We start from the raw sequence: 15,610 nt of genomic DNA, 5'->3' as shown, positions 1-15,610 counted from the left end.
ACCGGACACCACTCCAGGAGGACCCCGTGACGTACGTCGCCGACGAGATCGCCAGCCAGCCCGCATGCTGGCGCCGGGCCATGGGCCTGGCGCCCGACGGCCTGCCCCCGACCGGCGAGCGGGTGGCCGTCATCGGCTGCGGCACCTCGCTCTACATCGCCCAGGCCTACGCCGCCCTGCGGGAGGCCGCGGGCCTCGGCGAGACGGACGCCTTCGCGGCCTCGGAGTTCCCGGCCGGCCGCCGCTACGACCGGCTGCTGGCGATCAGCCGCTCCGGCACCACCACCGAGGTGCTGGACACCCTGCGGCGGGCCGTGCTGGACGGCACCCCCACGGTCGCGATCACCGGGGACCCGGCCACGCCGATCAGCTCGGCCGCCGCCACCGTGGTCGACCTGGGGTTCGCCGACGAGAAGTCCGTGGTGCAGACGCGCTTCGCCACCACGGCGCTGGTCCTGCTCCGCGCCCAGCTGGGCCTGCTGCCGGCCGACCTGCCCGAGCAGGCCGAGCGCGCCCTGCTCACGCCGCTCCCCCGCGGGGCCGCCGAGGCCGTCCAGTTCACCTTCCTCGGTACCGGCTGGACGGTCGGCCTCGCCCACGAGGCGGCCCTCAAGGTCCGCGAGGCGTCCGGGTCCTGGACGGAGTCCTACCCGGCGATGGAGTACCGGCACGGACCGATCAGCGTCACCGGCCCGGACAGCGTGCTCTGGTTCTTCGGCGCGCCGCCGGCCGGCCTGCTGGACCAGGTCCGGGCCACCGGGGCCGTCGCCTCGGTCGCGCCGTTCGACCCGCTCGCCGACCTGATCCGGGCCCAGCGCCTCGCAGTCGAGCTGGCCACCGTCCGTGGCCTCGACCCCGACCGGCCGCGGGGCCTCACCCGCTCGATCATCCTGGCCGCGTCGTGACCGTCATCGCGCTGGACGTCGGCGGCACCCAGATCAAGGCCGGGGTGCTGGCCGACGACGGCTCACTGGTGCACGCCGAACGCCGGGCCACCGGTGCCGAACGCGGGCCGGACGCCGTCATCGAGACCGTCCTCGGCTGCGCCGCCGAGCTCGCCCGCGGGTGCGCACCCGTCGCGGCGGGCATCGCGGTCCCCGGCCTGGTCGACGAAGCGTCGGGCACGGCCGTCTTCGCGCCCAACCTCGGCTGGCACCAGGTGCCGGTGCGCGACTGGCTCGCGGAGGAGCTCGGGCTCCCGGTCGCCTTCGGCCACGACGTCCGCGCCGGCGGGCTGGCCGAGGCCAGGCTCGGCGCGGGCCGCGGCAGCCGCTCCTTCCTGTTCGTCCCGGTCGGCACCGGCATCGCCGCCGCCGTCGTGCTCGACGGCGAGCCGCTGCACGGCGCCCACGGCTTCGCCGGGGAACTCGGCCACCTGGTGGTCCGACCCGGCGGGGAGGCGTGCCCCTGTGGCAACCGGGGCTGCCTGGAGACGGTCGCCTCCGCAACCGCCATCGCCCGCCGCTACGCCCGCGCCACCGGGCAGCACGGGTTCAGCGCCAAGAACGTCCAGGGGATCGCCAGGACGGGCGACCCGGTCGCCGCCGCGGTCTGGCGCGAGGCCGTCGAGGCGCTCGCCGACGGCCTGGCCGCCGCGGTCAACCTGCTCGACCCCGAACGGATCGTCATCGGCGGCGGCCTGGCGCAGGCCGGGGCCTCCTACTTCACCCCGCTGCGCACCGCGCTGGCCGAGCGCCTGACCTTCCGGCACGCGCCCCCGGTCGTCCCGGCCCGACTCGGCCACCAGGCGGGCTGCCTGGGCGCCGGACTGCTCGCCCAGGACCTCCGGCCCTCCCCCAGCACCGCGGTGTCCCGCAGGCCGACGCCGGGGAAGCTCGGATGATCCTCACCGTCACGCTCAACGCCGCGCTCGACCTCACCCACCGGGTCGACCGGCTGCGCCCGCACGCGAGCAACCGGGTCCGGTCGGTCGCCGCCCGCGCGGGCGGCAAGGGCGTCAACGTCTCCCGGGTACTGCACGCACTCGGCCACCAGACCGTCGTGACCGGGCTGGCCGGCGGCCCGACCGGCGCCGCCGTCCGCCGCGACCTGGCAGCCGCCGGGATCGCGGACGAGCTGGTCCCGATCACCGGCGAGAGCCGCCGCACCGTCGCCGTCTTCGACGAGCAGCAGGGCGACACCACCGTCCTGCTGGAGCCGGGGCCGATGGTCACCGGCGCCGAATGGGAGCGGTTCCTCGACCGCTTCGAGCAGCTGGTCACCCGGGCGGCGGCCGTGGTGCTCTCCGGCAGCCTGCCCGGCGGCCTGCGGCACGACGCGTACGCCGAGCTGATCCACCGCGCTCGCGCCCACCGGGTCCCCGCCGTGCTCGACACCGCCGGGCCGGCTCTGCTCGCCGCTCTCGGCGCCGGCCCCGCCCTCGTCAAGCCCAACGGCGACGAACTCGCCGCCGCGGTCGGACGGGCCGATCCGCGGGCCGGCGCGGAGGCCCTGCGCACGGCCGGCGCCGGGGCGGTGGTCGCCTCGCTCGGACCGCAGGGCCTGATCGCCCACACCCCGCACGGCTGTTGGCGGGCCGGGCCGCCGCACGGAGTCGCCGGCAATCCCACCGGCGCCGGGGACGCCGCCGTGGCGGCCCTCACCCTCGGCCTGGTCTCCGGCACCCCGTGGCCCGACCGGCTCACCCAGGCGGTCGCCCTGTCGGCCGCCGCCGTCGCCGCCCCGCTGGCCGGCGACTTCGACCCCGAACTGCACCGCCGCCTGCTCCCGCAGGTGACGGTCGAGCCCCTCCCCCCGTACGAAGGAGACACCCCATGCCCCTGACCGGAACCGGCGAGATCGTCGCCCGAGCCGCCGGCGAGCGGCGGGGGGTCGGCGCGTTCAACGTCATCCAGCTCGAGCACGCCCAGGCCGTCGTGGCCGGCGCCGAGGCCGCCGGCGCCCCGGTGATCCTGCAGCTCAGCGAGAACGCCGTCCGCTACCACGGTGCGCTCTCCCCCATCGGCACCGCCGTGCTCGCCGCCGCCGAGGCCGCGGCGGTCCCGGTGGCGGTCCACCTCGACCACGCCACCTCCGCGGACCTGGTCCGCGAGGCCGTCGACCTCGGCTTCACCTCGGTGATGTTCGACGCCTCCGTGTGCGAGTACGACGACAACGTCCGGACCACCGCCGAGGTCGTCGCCCGCTGCCACGACGCGGCCGTCTGGGTGGAGGCCGAGCTCGGCGAGGTCGGCGGCAAGGACGGCGTGCACGCGCCCGGGGCGCGGACCGTCCCGGAGGAGGCGGTCGCCTTCGTGGCCGCCACGGGTGTGGACGCGCTCGCCGTCGCCGTCGGCACCTCGCACGCCATGCTCACCCGCGACGCCGCGCTCGACTTCGAGCTGATCGCCGCGCTGCGCGCCGCCGTTCCGGTGCCGCTGGTGCTGCACGGCTCCTCGGGCGTCGCGGACGAGCACCTGGCGGCGGCGGTGCGGCACGGCATGACCAAGGTCAACATCGCCACGCACCTCAACCAGGTCTTCACCGCTGCCGTCCGCGAAGCCCTCGGCGCGGACCGGCGGCTGGTCGACACCCGACGCTACCTCGGCGCCGGCCGCTCGGCCATGGCCGCCGAGGTCGCCCGGCTGGTCGGCGTCCTGGACGCGGCGACCGGGGTCCCTGCCGCGCACGGCTGCTGAGCGGCCTGCCGGCACGGGTGCCGGGGCCGGGGGCCGTGCCTGCGCCCGGTCCGGAGCGCGCCCGCTACCCGGTCGGCTGCTCCCTCGGCGCAGCAGCCGACCGCTCCAGCGCCTCCAGCAGCACGTCGCGGAGCCTGGCGATGTCACCGGCCATGTCGATCGACGGGTCGAGCAGCCACTGCTGCTGGAGCCCGTCGGTCGCGGCGATCAGCACCCGGGCGGCCCAGTCCGGGTCGGCGGCGGCGCCGGGTGCGGCCGACGGCTGATCGGCCGGGCGGCCGGCCGCGAACGCGTTCGCGTAGCGCCGCCGCAGCACCTGGTAACGCTCGGTGAAGAACTCGTGCGCCGGGTGCCCGGGCTCGGCCGCGGCGGCGGACAGGTCCACGAACAGCTTGACCAGGCCGGGCGTGCCGGCGTTCTCGGTCAGCATCTCGGCGTGCCAGAGCGCCGCCTCCTCGCCGAACTTCTGCGCGGCGACGACGTCCCGGGCCTCCAGGACCGCGGTGAGCAGCGCCTCCCGCCCACCGAAGTGGTGCAGGACGCCGGCGTCGGTCAGCCCGACCCGCTCGGCGATGTCCCGGACCGAGACGCCCCGGCTGCCGGCCTCCGCGTAGGCCGCCAAGGCGGCCTCCAGGATCAGCTGCCGCCGCGCCGCACTCTTCGCATAGGGACCACGTGGACCACGAGTACTCACCCGAGCACTCTAGGGCCTGGCTGACGATTCCCGCCGGGCGCGCGACGCCGGGCATCCCTCCCCCAGCCTTCGGCCGGGAGGTGCCCCCACGGACGCACCGGCGAATCATCCAAGTACGACCCAGTACGAGGACGATCCGCCGGCACGCCCAGCCGGGCGCCCAACGCCGCGCTGATCCGACGCGAATCGTCAGCCAGGCCCTGGCCCGCGCGGCAGCAGGCCGTTCCCCAAAACCTTGCTTCGCTAAGTTTTGGGATTTACCGTGGCAGGACGGGCTCGGCGCCCACGGCCGGCCCAGTCCCACCGAAAGGCCCTGCCATGTTCGCCTGTGCCGAAGGCATGCCGTTTCCGGACGGATTCCTGTTCGGGGCGTCCACCTCCGCCCACCAGACCGAAGGCGGCAACACCACCAGTGACTGGTGGCACCTGGAGAACCGCGACGGTACGCCGCTCCCCGAACCCAGCGGCGACGCCGCCGACAGCTACCACCGCTGGCCCGTCGACATGGACCTGCTCGCCGAACTCGGCTTCACCGACTACCGGTTCGGCGTCGAATGGGCCCGGATCGAACCCGAACCCGGGCAGTTCTCCCGAGCCGCCATCGCGCACTACCGCCGCATGGTCGACGGAGCGCTCGACTGCGGCCTGCGCCCCATGATCACCCTGCACCACTTCACGCTGCCGCACTGGTTCGCCGAGCGGGGCGGCTGGGCGGCCCCCGACGCCGTCGACCGCTTCGCCCGGTACGCGGCCGCGATCGCGCCGATCCTCGGCGAGGGGGTCGAGTACGTCTGCACCATCAACGAGCCCAACCTGGTCGCCGCCCGCACCGCGCCGGGCGCCCTGTCCCCGCCCAGCACCGGACTCCCGCTGCCCTCCGCCGAGTTGACCGAAACGCTCATCGCGGCGCACCGGGCCGCCGGCGCCGCCGTCAAGGCGATCGCACCCGCCGTCCGGACCGGCTGGTCGGTGGCCAACCAGGTCTGCCAGGCCGTCCCCGGCGCCGAGGAGACCATGCTCGCCTACCGCCGCCCCCGCGAGGACGTCTTCATCGAAGCGGCCCGCGAGGACGACTGGATCGGCGTGCAGGCCTACACCCGCACCCGCGTCGGGCGCCACGGCCCGCTGCCCGTCCCCGAAGGCGCCGAGGTCACCCTCACCGGCTGGGAGTACTACCCCGCCGCCCTCGGCCAAGCCCTGCGCCACACCGCCGCGCTGGTCGGCGACGTCCCCATCATCGTCACCGAGAACGGCATCGCCACCCGCGACGACCACCGCCGGGTCGCCTACACCCACCGAGCCCTCCAGGACCTGGCCCGGGCCCTCGCCGACGGCCTGGACATCCGCGGCTACCTGCACTGGAGCGCCCTCGACACCTACGAGTGGGGTTCCTACCGACCCACCTTCGGACTGATCGCCGTCGACCCGCACAGCTTCCTGCGCGTGCCCAAGCCGTCCGCCCGCTGGCTCGGCCGGATGGCCCGCAGCGGCACGCTCCCCCCACCGACCCTCTGACCCGCGGCACCCGGCAGCACCCCCAGCACCCCCAGCACCCGCAGCACCCGGCCGTCCCGGCCCCGTCACACGTCGCGCTGCGCCGCCACCGACGGCACGTGATGATGGAGCCGTCCGAGAGGAACCCCGCCATGCCCCAGCAACCGCCGTCCCTGGCCCAGGCGCCCCTGCTGCCCCCCGCCTTCCTGCCGCCGCCCGAGCCCGTGACCGCCGCCGACGGCACCCGCCGCTTCGACGGCGCCACCTACGCCAGGACCTCCGGCTACCGCCCGCGCCTGCTGGACCTGCACCGGCCGGCGGGCGACGAGGTCGTGCCCCTGGTGGTGTGGATCCACGGTGGCGGCTGGGCCGACGGCGACCGCCGCTACCCGCCGCCCACCGTCCCCGCCGAACTCCTCTTCGGCTCGCTGGTGCGCGCCGGGCTGGCCGTCGCCACCATCGACTACCGGCACAGCCTCGAAGCCCCCTTCCCCGCCCAGTTGCACGACGTCCGCTACCTGCGCCACTTCGCCGACCACCTCCGCCTCGACCCCGACCGCGTCGGCCTGTGGGGCGAGTCGGCCGGCGCGCACCTCGCCGCGCTCGCCGCGCTGGCCCCCGCCACGACGCCCGAGGGCCTGGACCTCGAAGGCCGGGAAGGTGTCAGCGGGAGCGCCGGCAGCGGGCGCATCCGCGCCGTCGTCGACTGGTACGGCCCCACCGAACTCGGCGCGGCGGCCGACGCCTTCCCGGCCGTTCTGGCGCTGCCGCCGGTCGGCAACCCGGTCACCGCCCTGCTCGGCGCGGAATCCGGCAGCCGGCCCGACCTGCTGCGTGCCGCCAGCCCGCTGAACCACGCCGACCACCCCGCACCGCCGTTCCTGATCATCCACGGCACCGCCGACCAGGTCGTGCCGTACGCCCAGAGCCGGCTGCTCGCCGACCGGCTCGCCCAGCACGGCGAGGTCGAGTTGGTCCCGGTCCCGGGCGCCGACCACATCTTCGCCGACGCCTCGGACGTCGAATCCCTGGTCACCCGCAGCGTCGACTTCCTCGCCGGGCACCTGGCCGCCCGGCCCTGACCCGACCCGCCGGCCTGCCGGGGCACCCGGCGCCCGGCGCCCACTCAGGCCGCCGGGTGCCCCGGCCGGCGCGGCCGGCTCAGCGGGCGATGCCGAGGGTGGCCGCGATGGCCGGGGCCAGGGTGCGGACCACGTCCTCGGTGTCCAGCGCGGTCACCGCGGGCAGCCGGATCAGGTAACGGCTGACGGCCAGTCCGAGGAGCTGGGCGGAGAAGACGCCGCCGGCCCGGGCGGCGGTCTCCGGGCCGAGCGCGGTGACCAGCGCCGGGGCCACCTGACGGGCGAAGACCTCGTGCAGTCGGCCGGCGGCCTTCTCGTTGGTGACGGCGGAGCGCAGCAGCATCAGCAGCGCGTCGTCCACCGGGGCGTGCTCCCAGCGGTGCAGGAAGTGGCGGACCATCAGCTCGGGGAGCTCGCCCGGCGGGACGGTGGTCAGGTCGGGCAGCTGCAGGTCGACGGTCAGCGCGGCGTCGAAGAGCTGCTCCTTGCTGCCGAAGTAGCGCATGACCATGGACGGGTCGATCTCCGCGTCCGCGGCGACCGCGCGGATGGTGGTGCGCTCGTAGCCGTGCGCGGCGAAGTGCTCGCGGGCGCTGCGCAGGATCACGGCGCGGGTGGCCTCGGCGGAGCGGCGGGCGGGGGCGGGCCGGCCGGCCTGACGCTGGCGATCACCCTCGCCGAGGCCGGCATCGACTTCGTCCTGCTGGACGCCCTGGCCGAGGGCGCCAACACCTCGCGGGCCGCCGTGGTGCACGCCCGCACCCTGGAGGTCCTGGACCGACTGGGCGCCGCCGAGGAGTTGGTGAGCACCGGCCTGACGCTGGATCACTTCGCCGTCCGCGACGGCTCCCGCCCGCTGGCCCGGGTCTCCTTCGCCGAACTGCCGACCGCGTACCCGTTCGCGCTGCTCACCCCGCAGGACCGGACCGAGCGGGTGCTGCTGGCGCGACTGCGGGCGCTCGGCGGGGACGTCCACCGGCCCTGGCAGGTCGCCGGCGTGGTGCAGGACGCGGACGGGGTCACCCTCACCACGACCACCGGGGAGCACCTGCGCGCCGACTACGCGGTGGGGGCCGACGGCATGCACAGCACGGTGCGCGAGGCAGCCGGGATCGGCTTCACCGGGGCCGGCTACGCGGAGTCGTTCGTGCTGGCCGACGTGCGGATGGACTGGGCGCCGGGGGCCGACGAGGTCGCCATGACCTTCGGGAACGCCGGGATGTTCGTGGTCGCGCCGCTGCCCGGAGGGCGCTACCGGGTGGTGGCGATCGTGCCACAGGCGCCGGCCCGGCCGGACCTCGCCTTCGTGCAGCGACTGTTGGACGAGCGGGCGCCGGGCCAGGCGGTGGTCCACGAGGTGGTCTGGTCCTCGCGCTTCCGGGTGCACCACCGGGTGGCCGACCGCTACCGCGCCGGGCGGCTCCTCCTGGCCGGCGACGCGGCCCACGTGCACAGCCCGGCGGGCGGGCAGGGCATGAACACCGGCATCCAGGACGCCTACGCGCTCGGTCGCGCCTTCGCCACCGGCACCCTGGACGACTACGAGGCCCGGCGGCGCCCGGTCGCCCTGCGGGTGGTGGCCTTCACCGACCGGATGACCCGGATGGCCACGGCCACCGGCGCGAAGCGGGCGGTGCGCAACGCCGTGCTGCCGCTGCTCTCCCGGATCCCGGCCGTCCAGCGCAAGCTGGCGCGCGAACTCGCGGAGCTGGACTACCGCTGAGCGCGCGGGCCGGCGCACCCACCGGCCGGCAAGCGCGAGCTGCGCGCCGGGTCGCCGGGTCGCCGGGGCCCTGTTGACTCGTCAGTAACAGAACACTAGCTTTTGACATGCTCCGCACAACCTACACGGTTGGCCCGAGCTCGACACTTTCGCGCAGATTTCCTCATCGGATCAGCAGCCAAGGAGTGTTCTGACATGACGCAGTCCCAGTGGTCCTCCCGCGGCGGGCGTCGCCTGCGCGCCGCCATCGCCGTGACCGGCATCGCCGCCGCCTGCCTGGGCGTGCTGCCGGCGGCCTCGGCCTCGGCGGCGCCCCGCATCGTCGTTCCCGGATCCCTCTGGATCGAGAACGGCGCGTTCACCAACTTCGTGCTCTGCGCCGACGCCACCGACCAGTCGGTCCTGCTGGAGTCCACCCAGGCCGCCGCCAACAACCTGTACTGCCAGTGGATGCAGATCGGCCCCGACTCCCAGTTCGGCCTGTGGAACCTCGGCAAGAACCAGGTGATGGCCTACACGGGCGGCAACCAAGGCGCCGTGGTGATGGAGCAGTCCGGCTCCTCCGGCCTGGGCTCCAACGCGGAGCAGTGGTCCTGGGGCGGGCAGGAGGACTGGGGCGCCTACGCGTTGCAGTCGTTCTACGACAGCGGACAGAACGTCGACGCCATGTCCCCCGGCGGGGACTACCCCCGTACCGACGCGGTCCACACCCGCGGCTGGCGCCACGGCTACCAGCGCGAGCTGACCTGGAACAAGGTCGCCGCACAGTGACCCCGTAGCCCGTATCCCGCAGCCCGTACTCCTGGGCCCCGGCCCGCCCGGTCCTCACGCAGCGTCACCACGAGGTTCGCTGCGGTGGCGGCCGGGCGGCGCCGGGGGCACCGTCGTTCCAGGCGGGCCGATGCCACGGCCCAGGACCCGGAGCTCCGACGATGCGACTCTCAAGGCTTCTCGTGTCCGTCACCGCTGCCGCGACACTGGCCGCCGCCGCCGGCTGCGTCAGCGCCCTCGGGGACCCCTCGTCGCCCGGCTCCGGATCCCCGGGCTCGCCCGCGGCCGGCGCCGCGTCGGGCTCGCTCGCCTCCACCCCGCCGACCCAGCCGGCGGCGCAGCTGTCCCAGGCCCAGGTCTCCGGGGCGCTCGCGCAGCTGGACGGCGTGGTCCAGAACGCCATGCAGCACACCGGTGTGCCGGGAGTCGCCGTCGGCGTGGTCTACCAGGACAAGGCCGTGTACACCAAGGGCTTCGGCGTGCGCCAGGTGGGCAAGCCCGACCAGGTCGATGCGGACACCGTCTTCCAGCTGGCCTCGGTGTCCAAACCGCTGTCGTCCACCGTGGTGGCGCAGGCCGTCGGCCAGAAGGTCGTGGGGTGGGACAACCCCGTGGTCGGCTACGATCCCGGCTTCGCGCTCAAGGACCCGTACGTGACCGCCAACGTGACGGTGGCCGACCTGTTCTCGCACCGCAGCGGCCTGCCGGACCACGCCGGCGACCTGCTGGAGGACCTGGGCTACGACGCCGGCTACATCACCTCGCACCTGCGGCTGGAGCCGCTGAGCCCGTTCCGGGCCAGCTACGCCTACACCAACTACGGCCTCTCCGAAGCGGGCTTCGCGGTGGCCGACGCGGACAAGACCACCTGGCCCGACCTGGCCGCCAACGCCGTGTTCAAGCCGCTCGGCATGAACCACAGCAGTTTCCGGCGCGCCGACTACGACCAGGCCGGCGACAAGGCGAGCGCGCACGTCCAGGTCAACGGGCAGTGGCAGGTGTCGACGACCGAGAACGCCGACTCCCAGGCCCCGGCGGGCGGCGCCAGCTCGACCGTCAACGACATGACCAACTGGATGCGGCTGCAGATCGACAACGGCTCCTTCGGCGGCAAGCAGGTCGTCGACCCCGCCGCCCTGGACCAGACCCGCGTCCCGCACTCGATCTCCAACCCCCCGCGCAGCTCCGACGCCGCGCCCCAGTTCTACGGTCTGGGCTGGAACGTCACCTACGACGACCACGGCCGGCTCAGGCTGAGCCACTCGGGCGGCTTCGAGCTGGGCGCGGCGACCACCGTCTACCTGCTCCCCACCGAGCAGCTGGGGATCGTGGTGCTCACCAACGGAGCGCCCATCGGCGTCCCGGAGGCGATCGCCAACTCCTTCCTCGACATCGCCCAGAACGGCAGGCAGACGGTCGACTGGCTCACCTTCTACGGCGGGCTCTTCCAGGCCGTGAACAGCGCGGGCACCTCCCCCACCGACTACGGCAAGCCGCCCGCCTCCCCCCAGCCCGCGAAGGCGGCCGGCGCCTACACCGGCACCTACACCAACGACTTCTACGGACCGGCCACCGTCACCGACACCGGGAACGGGCAACTCGCCCTGGTCCTCGGCCCGCAGCAGCAGACCTTCCCGCTGACCCACTACACCGGGGACACCTTCAGCTACCAGACCAAGGGCGAGAACGCCGTCGGCCTCTCCGGCGTCACCTTCCACCCCGGGTCCAACGGCACCAGCGGCACCGTCACCATCGAGAACCTCGACACCACCGGCCTGGGCACGTTCAACCGCTCCTGACCGTCGGACCCCGGCCGGCTGCCTCGTGGCGGCGGCTCACCTGGGCCGGCTGCCCGGGGTCCACCACCACAGCAGCCAGCCGCCGGTGGCGAGGATCAGCAGGTTGGCGGCCAGCTGCCAGGGCGCCTCGCCGAGGCCGAGGATCGGCCGGGAGAACCAGTCGGTGCCCACGGTGTCGGAGCCGAGCAGCACGTAGACCAGGATCTTCGCCAGCACGTAGAGGGCCGCGTCGGTGGCCAGGAAGATCGGCAACATGACCGCCGGGTGCGCACGCGGCCGGGGCATGGACTGGAGCACCGAGAGGGCCACGGTGAAGACCACCAGCATGGGCACGAACTGGGAGCTCAGCTCGCCCCAGTGGTTCCACGGCAGCCCCGCGCCGACGATCCAGAACAGCGCCATGCAGCCGACGAACCGCACCGTGCGGGCCAGCGCGGGGCCGGCGGCCGAGGGCTGCGGCTGCGCGCCGATCGCCGCGGCGGGCGTGGACTGGGCGAAGACGGCGACGGGGGACGCCGGGTAGGGCCCGGGCGGGTAGGCGGGCGCGGGGTACCCGGCGGGCGCCGAGCCGTAGCCGGTCGGTGCGGGGCCGTGGCTCACCGGAGCCGGCGCATGGCTCGGCGCCGGCACCTGGCCCGGCGTCGGGGCGTAGGCCGGTGCGGGTCCGTACCCCGCGGGCGTTGGCCCGTAGCCGGTCGGCACGGGTGCGTAACCGGTCGGCGCGGGTGCGTAGCTCGGTGGCGGCGGCGCCGCCGGTGCGGCGGGCTCCGCGATCCGGGTCGGGGTCGGCTGCGGTGGCAGCGCTCCCGCGGCCTCGCCGCGCGCCACCGCCTCGAGCGCGGCCAGGGCCTGATCCGCGGTCAGCCGCTGCGCCGGGTCCTTGGCCAGCAGGCGGGCCAGCACCGGGGTGAGGCTGCCGGCCCGCTGCGGCGGGCGCGGCTCCTTGGTGACCACCGCGACGCACAGCGCGCCAAAGCTGGTGGCCTCGAACGGGGCGGTGCCCTCCACCGCGGTGTAGAGCGTGGCGCCGAGCGACCAGAGGTCGTTGGCGGGGGTCGGCGGTCGGCCGTCCAGCTGCTCGGGCGACATGTAGGCGGGGGTGCCGATCGCCACGCCGGTGCCGGTGAGCTCCGTGGTGGTGTCGGAGACGTGGGCGATGCCGAAGTCGGTGATGATCACCCGATCGCCCATCAGCAGCACATTGTCCGGCTTGAGGTCGCGGTGCACGATGCCGGCCGCGTGCGCCTGCTGCAGCGCCCGCACCATGGCGGCACCGATCTCGGCCACCCGGGCGACCGGCAGCCCCTCGGCCGCGCGAACGGCCGCGGCCAGCGAGGACCCGGTGACGTACTCCATCACGATCACCGGCGCGCCCTGGTGCTCCACCACGTCGTGCACGGTGATGATGCCCGGGTGGTTGAGCCGCGCGGCCGATCTCGCCTCGCGCAGCACCCGCTGGACCAACTCGGTCCGTTCGCCCGGCGCCACGCCCTCGGGCAGCAGCAGCTCCTTGACGGCCACGTCGCGCCCGAGGGTCTCGTCCGTCCCCCGCCACACGCGGCCCATGCCGCCCTGCCCGATCAGCTGCAGGAGCCGGTAGCGGCTCCCGATCAGTTCCCCCACTGCTGTCACGGCATACACCCTAGCCAGTGCCCGCGCCGCGGAGAATTCCGCAGGCCGCAGCCGCCGCCACTCCGCCACGAAGTCGACACACCATCAGAAGAAGATATGACGTGTGACATTGTTCTCTCGGCCACCCGATGGCAAGATGCAGGTCGGTTCCCCCCTCGCCTTGACGCCAGGTCAGACTCCACCCACACGGAGAAGGACAACAAGTGCGCCTGCGAATACCGACCCCTTCGCTCCCCACCCTGCTGACCGGCCTGGTCGCCGGTTGCACCGTCGCCGCCACCCTGCTGCCGGTGCCCGCCCTGGCCGCGTCCGGCCCGAACTCCCCCAGGCCGCCGGCCGCCGGCTCCCCCGCCGTCCCCAAGCCGCTCGGCCCGATCGTCGCCGCCGGCTCCGCGGACCGGGCAGCCACCGCCGCCCCGCTGCCCCCGGCGCTGCTCGGCCAGGTCGAGCTGGGCCAGCCGGCCGGCACCGCCGTGCAGACCACCCCGCGCCAGGCCGCGCCAGGCACCGCAGCCGCCCGTACCGTCCGCACCACCCAGCAGGGCTGCACCCCGGCCGACTTCGGCAGCCGCAGCGGCACGGCCCTGGCCTCCTTCGTCGAGTCCGCGACCACGGACTGCGTCAACACGCTCTTCGACGTCACCGCCACCGACGCCGCCGGCGTCTTCAAGGAGCAGCAGATGCTCTCCGTCGCCAAGGCCTTCCAGGGCCTGGCGACGAACTACACCGGCGACGACTCGACCGGCATCTGGCAACTCGTGCTCTTCCTGCGCGCCGGCTACTACGTGCAGTCCTACAACGCGGGCGTCGTGGGCCCCTACGACGCCGCGCTCACCGGCGCCACCAAGGCCGGGCTCGACGCCTTCTTCGGCAGCCGGCACCGGACCGACGTCAGCGACGACAACGGCAAGGTGCTCTACGACGTGCTGACCCTGACCGACAGCGCGAACCTGCAGGGCGACTACCTGAACGTCTACCAGCAGGTCCTGAGCGGCTACAACGCCTCCTACAACGCGTTCCCCAAGCTGGCGAACGCGGTCAACGCCGTGCTGTCGGCGCCGCTCTGGCGGGCCAACTGGAACCCGGACTTCGTCAACGCGGTCGCCGCCGACCCCGGCCTGCTGAAGACCCTGAGCAGCTTCGCGATCGACCACCGCGACCTGCTCACCGGCCCCGACGCCTTCCTCGACTACAACGCCGGCAACGACCTCGCCCGCATCGCAGGGGACGATGCGACCATCGAGGCCGCCGCCAAGCCGCTGGTCAAGGCGGTGCTCGACGCCTCCCAGCCGACCGGCGCCACCGGCCCGCTCTACGTGCACACCGCCTACCAGGCCGACCAGTACGACGCGGCCCAGTGCTCCTACTACGGCACCTGCGACCTGACCGCCAAGCTGAAGGCCGCGGTGCTGCCGCACACCCTGGTCTGCGACAACCGCACCATCGAGGCCGAGGCGCTCGACCCGGCCGAGCTGGCCGCGGTCTGCACCAGCCTGCGGGGCGAGGACACCTTCTTCCACCACCTGGTCCACGACAACGGCCCGGTGCCCGGCCAGTACGACAAGAACTACACACTCGCCGTCTTCGCCGGCAACGCCGACTACGTCACCTACTCCTGGGCGATCTTCGGCAACTCCACCGACAACGGCGGCGAGACCCTGATGGATCCGACCGACCCCACCAACCAGGCCGCGTCGGTGACCTACCAGAAGGCCTACGCCGACGGCTTCACCGCCGACGTGTGGAACCTCAACCACGAGTACACGCACTACCTCGACGGCATCTACGACATGAAGGGCAGCTTCGCCACCTCCACCTCGGTGCCGGACATCTGGTGGATCGAAGGGGTCGCCGAATACGAGTCCTACGCCTACCGCGGCACCACCGACATCGAGGCGATGCAGGAGGCGGCCAAGCACACCTACAAACTCAGCACCATCTTCCAGAACACCTACGCCAACTCCGACACGGTGCGCACCTACCCGTGGGGCTACCTCGCCGTCCGGTACATGTTCGAAAAGCACCCGGCCGACATCACCGCCATGCTCGGCCACTTCCGGGCCGGTGACTTCCAGGGCGCCTACCAGGTCTACAACAGCATCGGCACCGCCTACGACGCCGACTTCGACGCCTGGCTGAACGGCTGCGCCGCCGGCGCCTGCTACGCCACCGGGCCGACGGCGCTGTTCGACCAGTCGGTGAACGGCGCGACGGTCAGCCTGACCGACCGCTCCGTGGAGACCGGCAACGGCAGGCTCACCTCCTGGCACTGGAGCTTCGGCGACGGCACCGCCTCCGACCAGCAGAACCCGACGCACAGCTACGCGACCGCCGGCACCTACACCGTCGCCCTCACCGCCACCGACAGCACCGGCAAGAACGCCAGCACCCCGGAGTCGGTCACCGTGACCGTCGGCGCCGGGACCACGCTGCCCGCCTGCACCGACGCCAGCCCCGACGCAATGGGCCGCAACTGCTCCCGGTCCGACCGGGCCGAGCCCGCCGGCCACACCGACTACCTCTACGTCTACCTGCCGGCCGGCACCACCACGCTGAAGGTCACCACCTCCGGCGGCACGGGCACCGTGGGCCTGTACTACGACCCGAGCACCTGGGCCTCGCCGCACACCTTCACCGCCTCCTCCACCGGCCCCGGCACCACCCAGTCCCTCACCGTCACCGACACCACCGCCGGCTACCGCCACCTCAGCCTGTACGCCGTCACCGACTTCAGCGGCGTGACGGTCAGCACCCAGTACTGACCCCGACCCCGAACC

General features: G+C 74.0%; 13 protein-coding genes. 10 read left to right on the top strand and 3 right to left on the bottom strand.

Annotated elements, in window-relative coordinates:
* Window positions 1–26 precede the first annotated feature (26 nt).
* The 4 genes from ACQRUO_RS08920 to ACQRUO_RS08905 are packed head-to-tail and all read left to right on the top strand — an operon-like array spanning window position 27 to window position 3,638.
* Window positions 27–905 (top strand): SIS domain-containing protein, encoded by an 879-nt coding sequence (locus ACQRUO_RS08920; protein WP_428315210.1) that lies wholly within the window; start codon window positions 27–29, stop codon window positions 903–905.
* Window positions 902–1,843 carry an ROK family protein gene (locus ACQRUO_RS08915; RefSeq protein ID WP_428315209.1) on the top strand — a complete coding sequence of 314 codons (942 nt, stop codon included), beginning with the start codon at window positions 902–904 and terminating at the stop codon, window positions 1,841–1,843. Before ACQRUO_RS08920 ends, ACQRUO_RS08915 begins: the two co-directional genes overlap by 4 nt.
* Window positions 1,840–2,784: a 1-phosphofructokinase family hexose kinase gene (locus ACQRUO_RS08910; RefSeq protein ID WP_428315208.1), complete on the top strand. Its 945-nt coding sequence runs from the start codon at window positions 1,840–1,842 to the stop codon at window positions 2,782–2,784. The genes ACQRUO_RS08915 and ACQRUO_RS08910 overlap by 4 nt, the downstream gene beginning before the upstream one ends.
* Window positions 2,775–3,638 (top strand): class II fructose-bisphosphate aldolase, encoded by an 864-nt coding sequence (locus tag ACQRUO_RS08905; RefSeq protein WP_428315207.1) that lies wholly within the window; start codon window positions 2,775–2,777, stop codon window positions 3,636–3,638. Before ACQRUO_RS08910 ends, ACQRUO_RS08905 begins: the two co-directional genes overlap by 10 nt.
* A 64-nt stretch (window positions 3,639–3,702) precedes the next feature.
* Here the strand turns inward: ACQRUO_RS08905 and ACQRUO_RS08900 are convergent, their stop codons facing one another.
* Window positions 3,703–4,332, bottom strand: coding sequence for a TetR family transcriptional regulator (locus tag ACQRUO_RS08900; protein WP_428315206.1), 630 nt, complete (start codon window positions 4,330–4,332; stop codon window positions 3,703–3,705).
* A gap of 339 nt (window positions 4,333–4,671) precedes the next feature.
* Between ACQRUO_RS08900 and ACQRUO_RS08895 the strand changes: the two genes are divergently transcribed.
* Together ACQRUO_RS08895 and ACQRUO_RS08890 are read left to right on the top strand one after the other, a co-directional pair.
* Complete coding sequence (locus tag ACQRUO_RS08895) at window positions 4,672–5,847, top strand: glycoside hydrolase family 1 protein (RefSeq protein ID WP_428315205.1); 1,176 nt, start codon at window positions 4,672–4,674, stop codon at window positions 5,845–5,847.
* A gap of 131 nt (window positions 5,848–5,978) precedes the next feature.
* Window positions 5,979–6,908, top strand: coding sequence for an alpha/beta hydrolase fold domain-containing protein (locus tag ACQRUO_RS08890; protein WP_428315204.1), 930 nt, complete (start codon window positions 5,979–5,981; stop codon window positions 6,906–6,908).
* 79 nt (window positions 6,909–6,987) lie between these two features.
* On the opposite strand, the gene ACQRUO_RS08885 is transcribed toward ACQRUO_RS08890, so the two are convergent.
* The gene (locus ACQRUO_RS08885) at window positions 6,988–7,515 is read right to left on the bottom strand and encodes a TetR family transcriptional regulator (protein ID WP_428315203.1); all 528 of its coding nucleotides are present in this window, start codon (window positions 7,513–7,515) and stop codon (window positions 6,988–6,990) included.
* Here ACQRUO_RS08885 and ACQRUO_RS08880 point away from each other — a divergent pair.
* The 3 genes from ACQRUO_RS08880 to ACQRUO_RS08870 all read left to right on the top strand — a co-directional run bounded on the left by ACQRUO_RS08880 (window position 7,477) and on the right by ACQRUO_RS08870 (window position 11,201).
* A complete protein-coding gene (locus ACQRUO_RS08880) occupies window positions 7,477–8,631 on the top strand; it encodes an FAD-dependent monooxygenase (RefSeq protein ID WP_428315202.1) in 1,155 nt (384 codons plus the stop codon). The genes ACQRUO_RS08885 and ACQRUO_RS08880 overlap by 39 nt on opposite strands.
* Before the next feature lie 195 nt (window positions 8,632–8,826).
* On the top strand, window positions 8,827–9,402 hold the full coding sequence (locus tag ACQRUO_RS08875) for a hypothetical protein (protein ID WP_428315201.1): 576 nt from the start codon (window positions 8,827–8,829) through the stop codon (window positions 9,400–9,402).
* Between the two features lie 182 nt (window positions 9,403–9,584).
* Window positions 9,585–11,201: a serine hydrolase gene (locus ACQRUO_RS08870; RefSeq protein ID WP_428315200.1), complete on the top strand. Its 1,617-nt coding sequence runs from the start codon at window positions 9,585–9,587 to the stop codon at window positions 11,199–11,201.
* Between the two features lie 36 nt (window positions 11,202–11,237).
* Here ACQRUO_RS08870 and ACQRUO_RS08865 read toward each other — a convergent pair whose 3' ends face one another.
* The gene (locus ACQRUO_RS08865; protein WP_428315199.1) at window positions 11,238–12,833 is read right to left on the bottom strand and encodes a protein kinase domain-containing protein; all 1,596 of its coding nucleotides are present in this window, start codon (window positions 12,831–12,833) and stop codon (window positions 11,238–11,240) included.
* Between the two features lie 203 nt (window positions 12,834–13,036).
* Between ACQRUO_RS08865 and ACQRUO_RS08860 the strand changes: the two genes are divergently transcribed.
* Window positions 13,037–15,595, top strand: coding sequence for a collagenase (locus tag ACQRUO_RS08860; RefSeq protein ID WP_428315198.1), 2,559 nt, complete (start codon window positions 13,037–13,039; stop codon window positions 15,593–15,595).
* Window positions 15,596–15,610: the final 15 nt, after the last annotated feature.

This window comes from Kitasatospora sp. LaBMicrA B282 (assembly GCF_050325825.1).
In the GTDB taxonomy this organism is placed as follows: domain Bacteria; phylum Actinomycetota; class Actinomycetes; order Streptomycetales; family Streptomycetaceae; genus Kitasatospora.
This window is presented reverse-complemented; position numbering and strand designations above follow the sequence as displayed.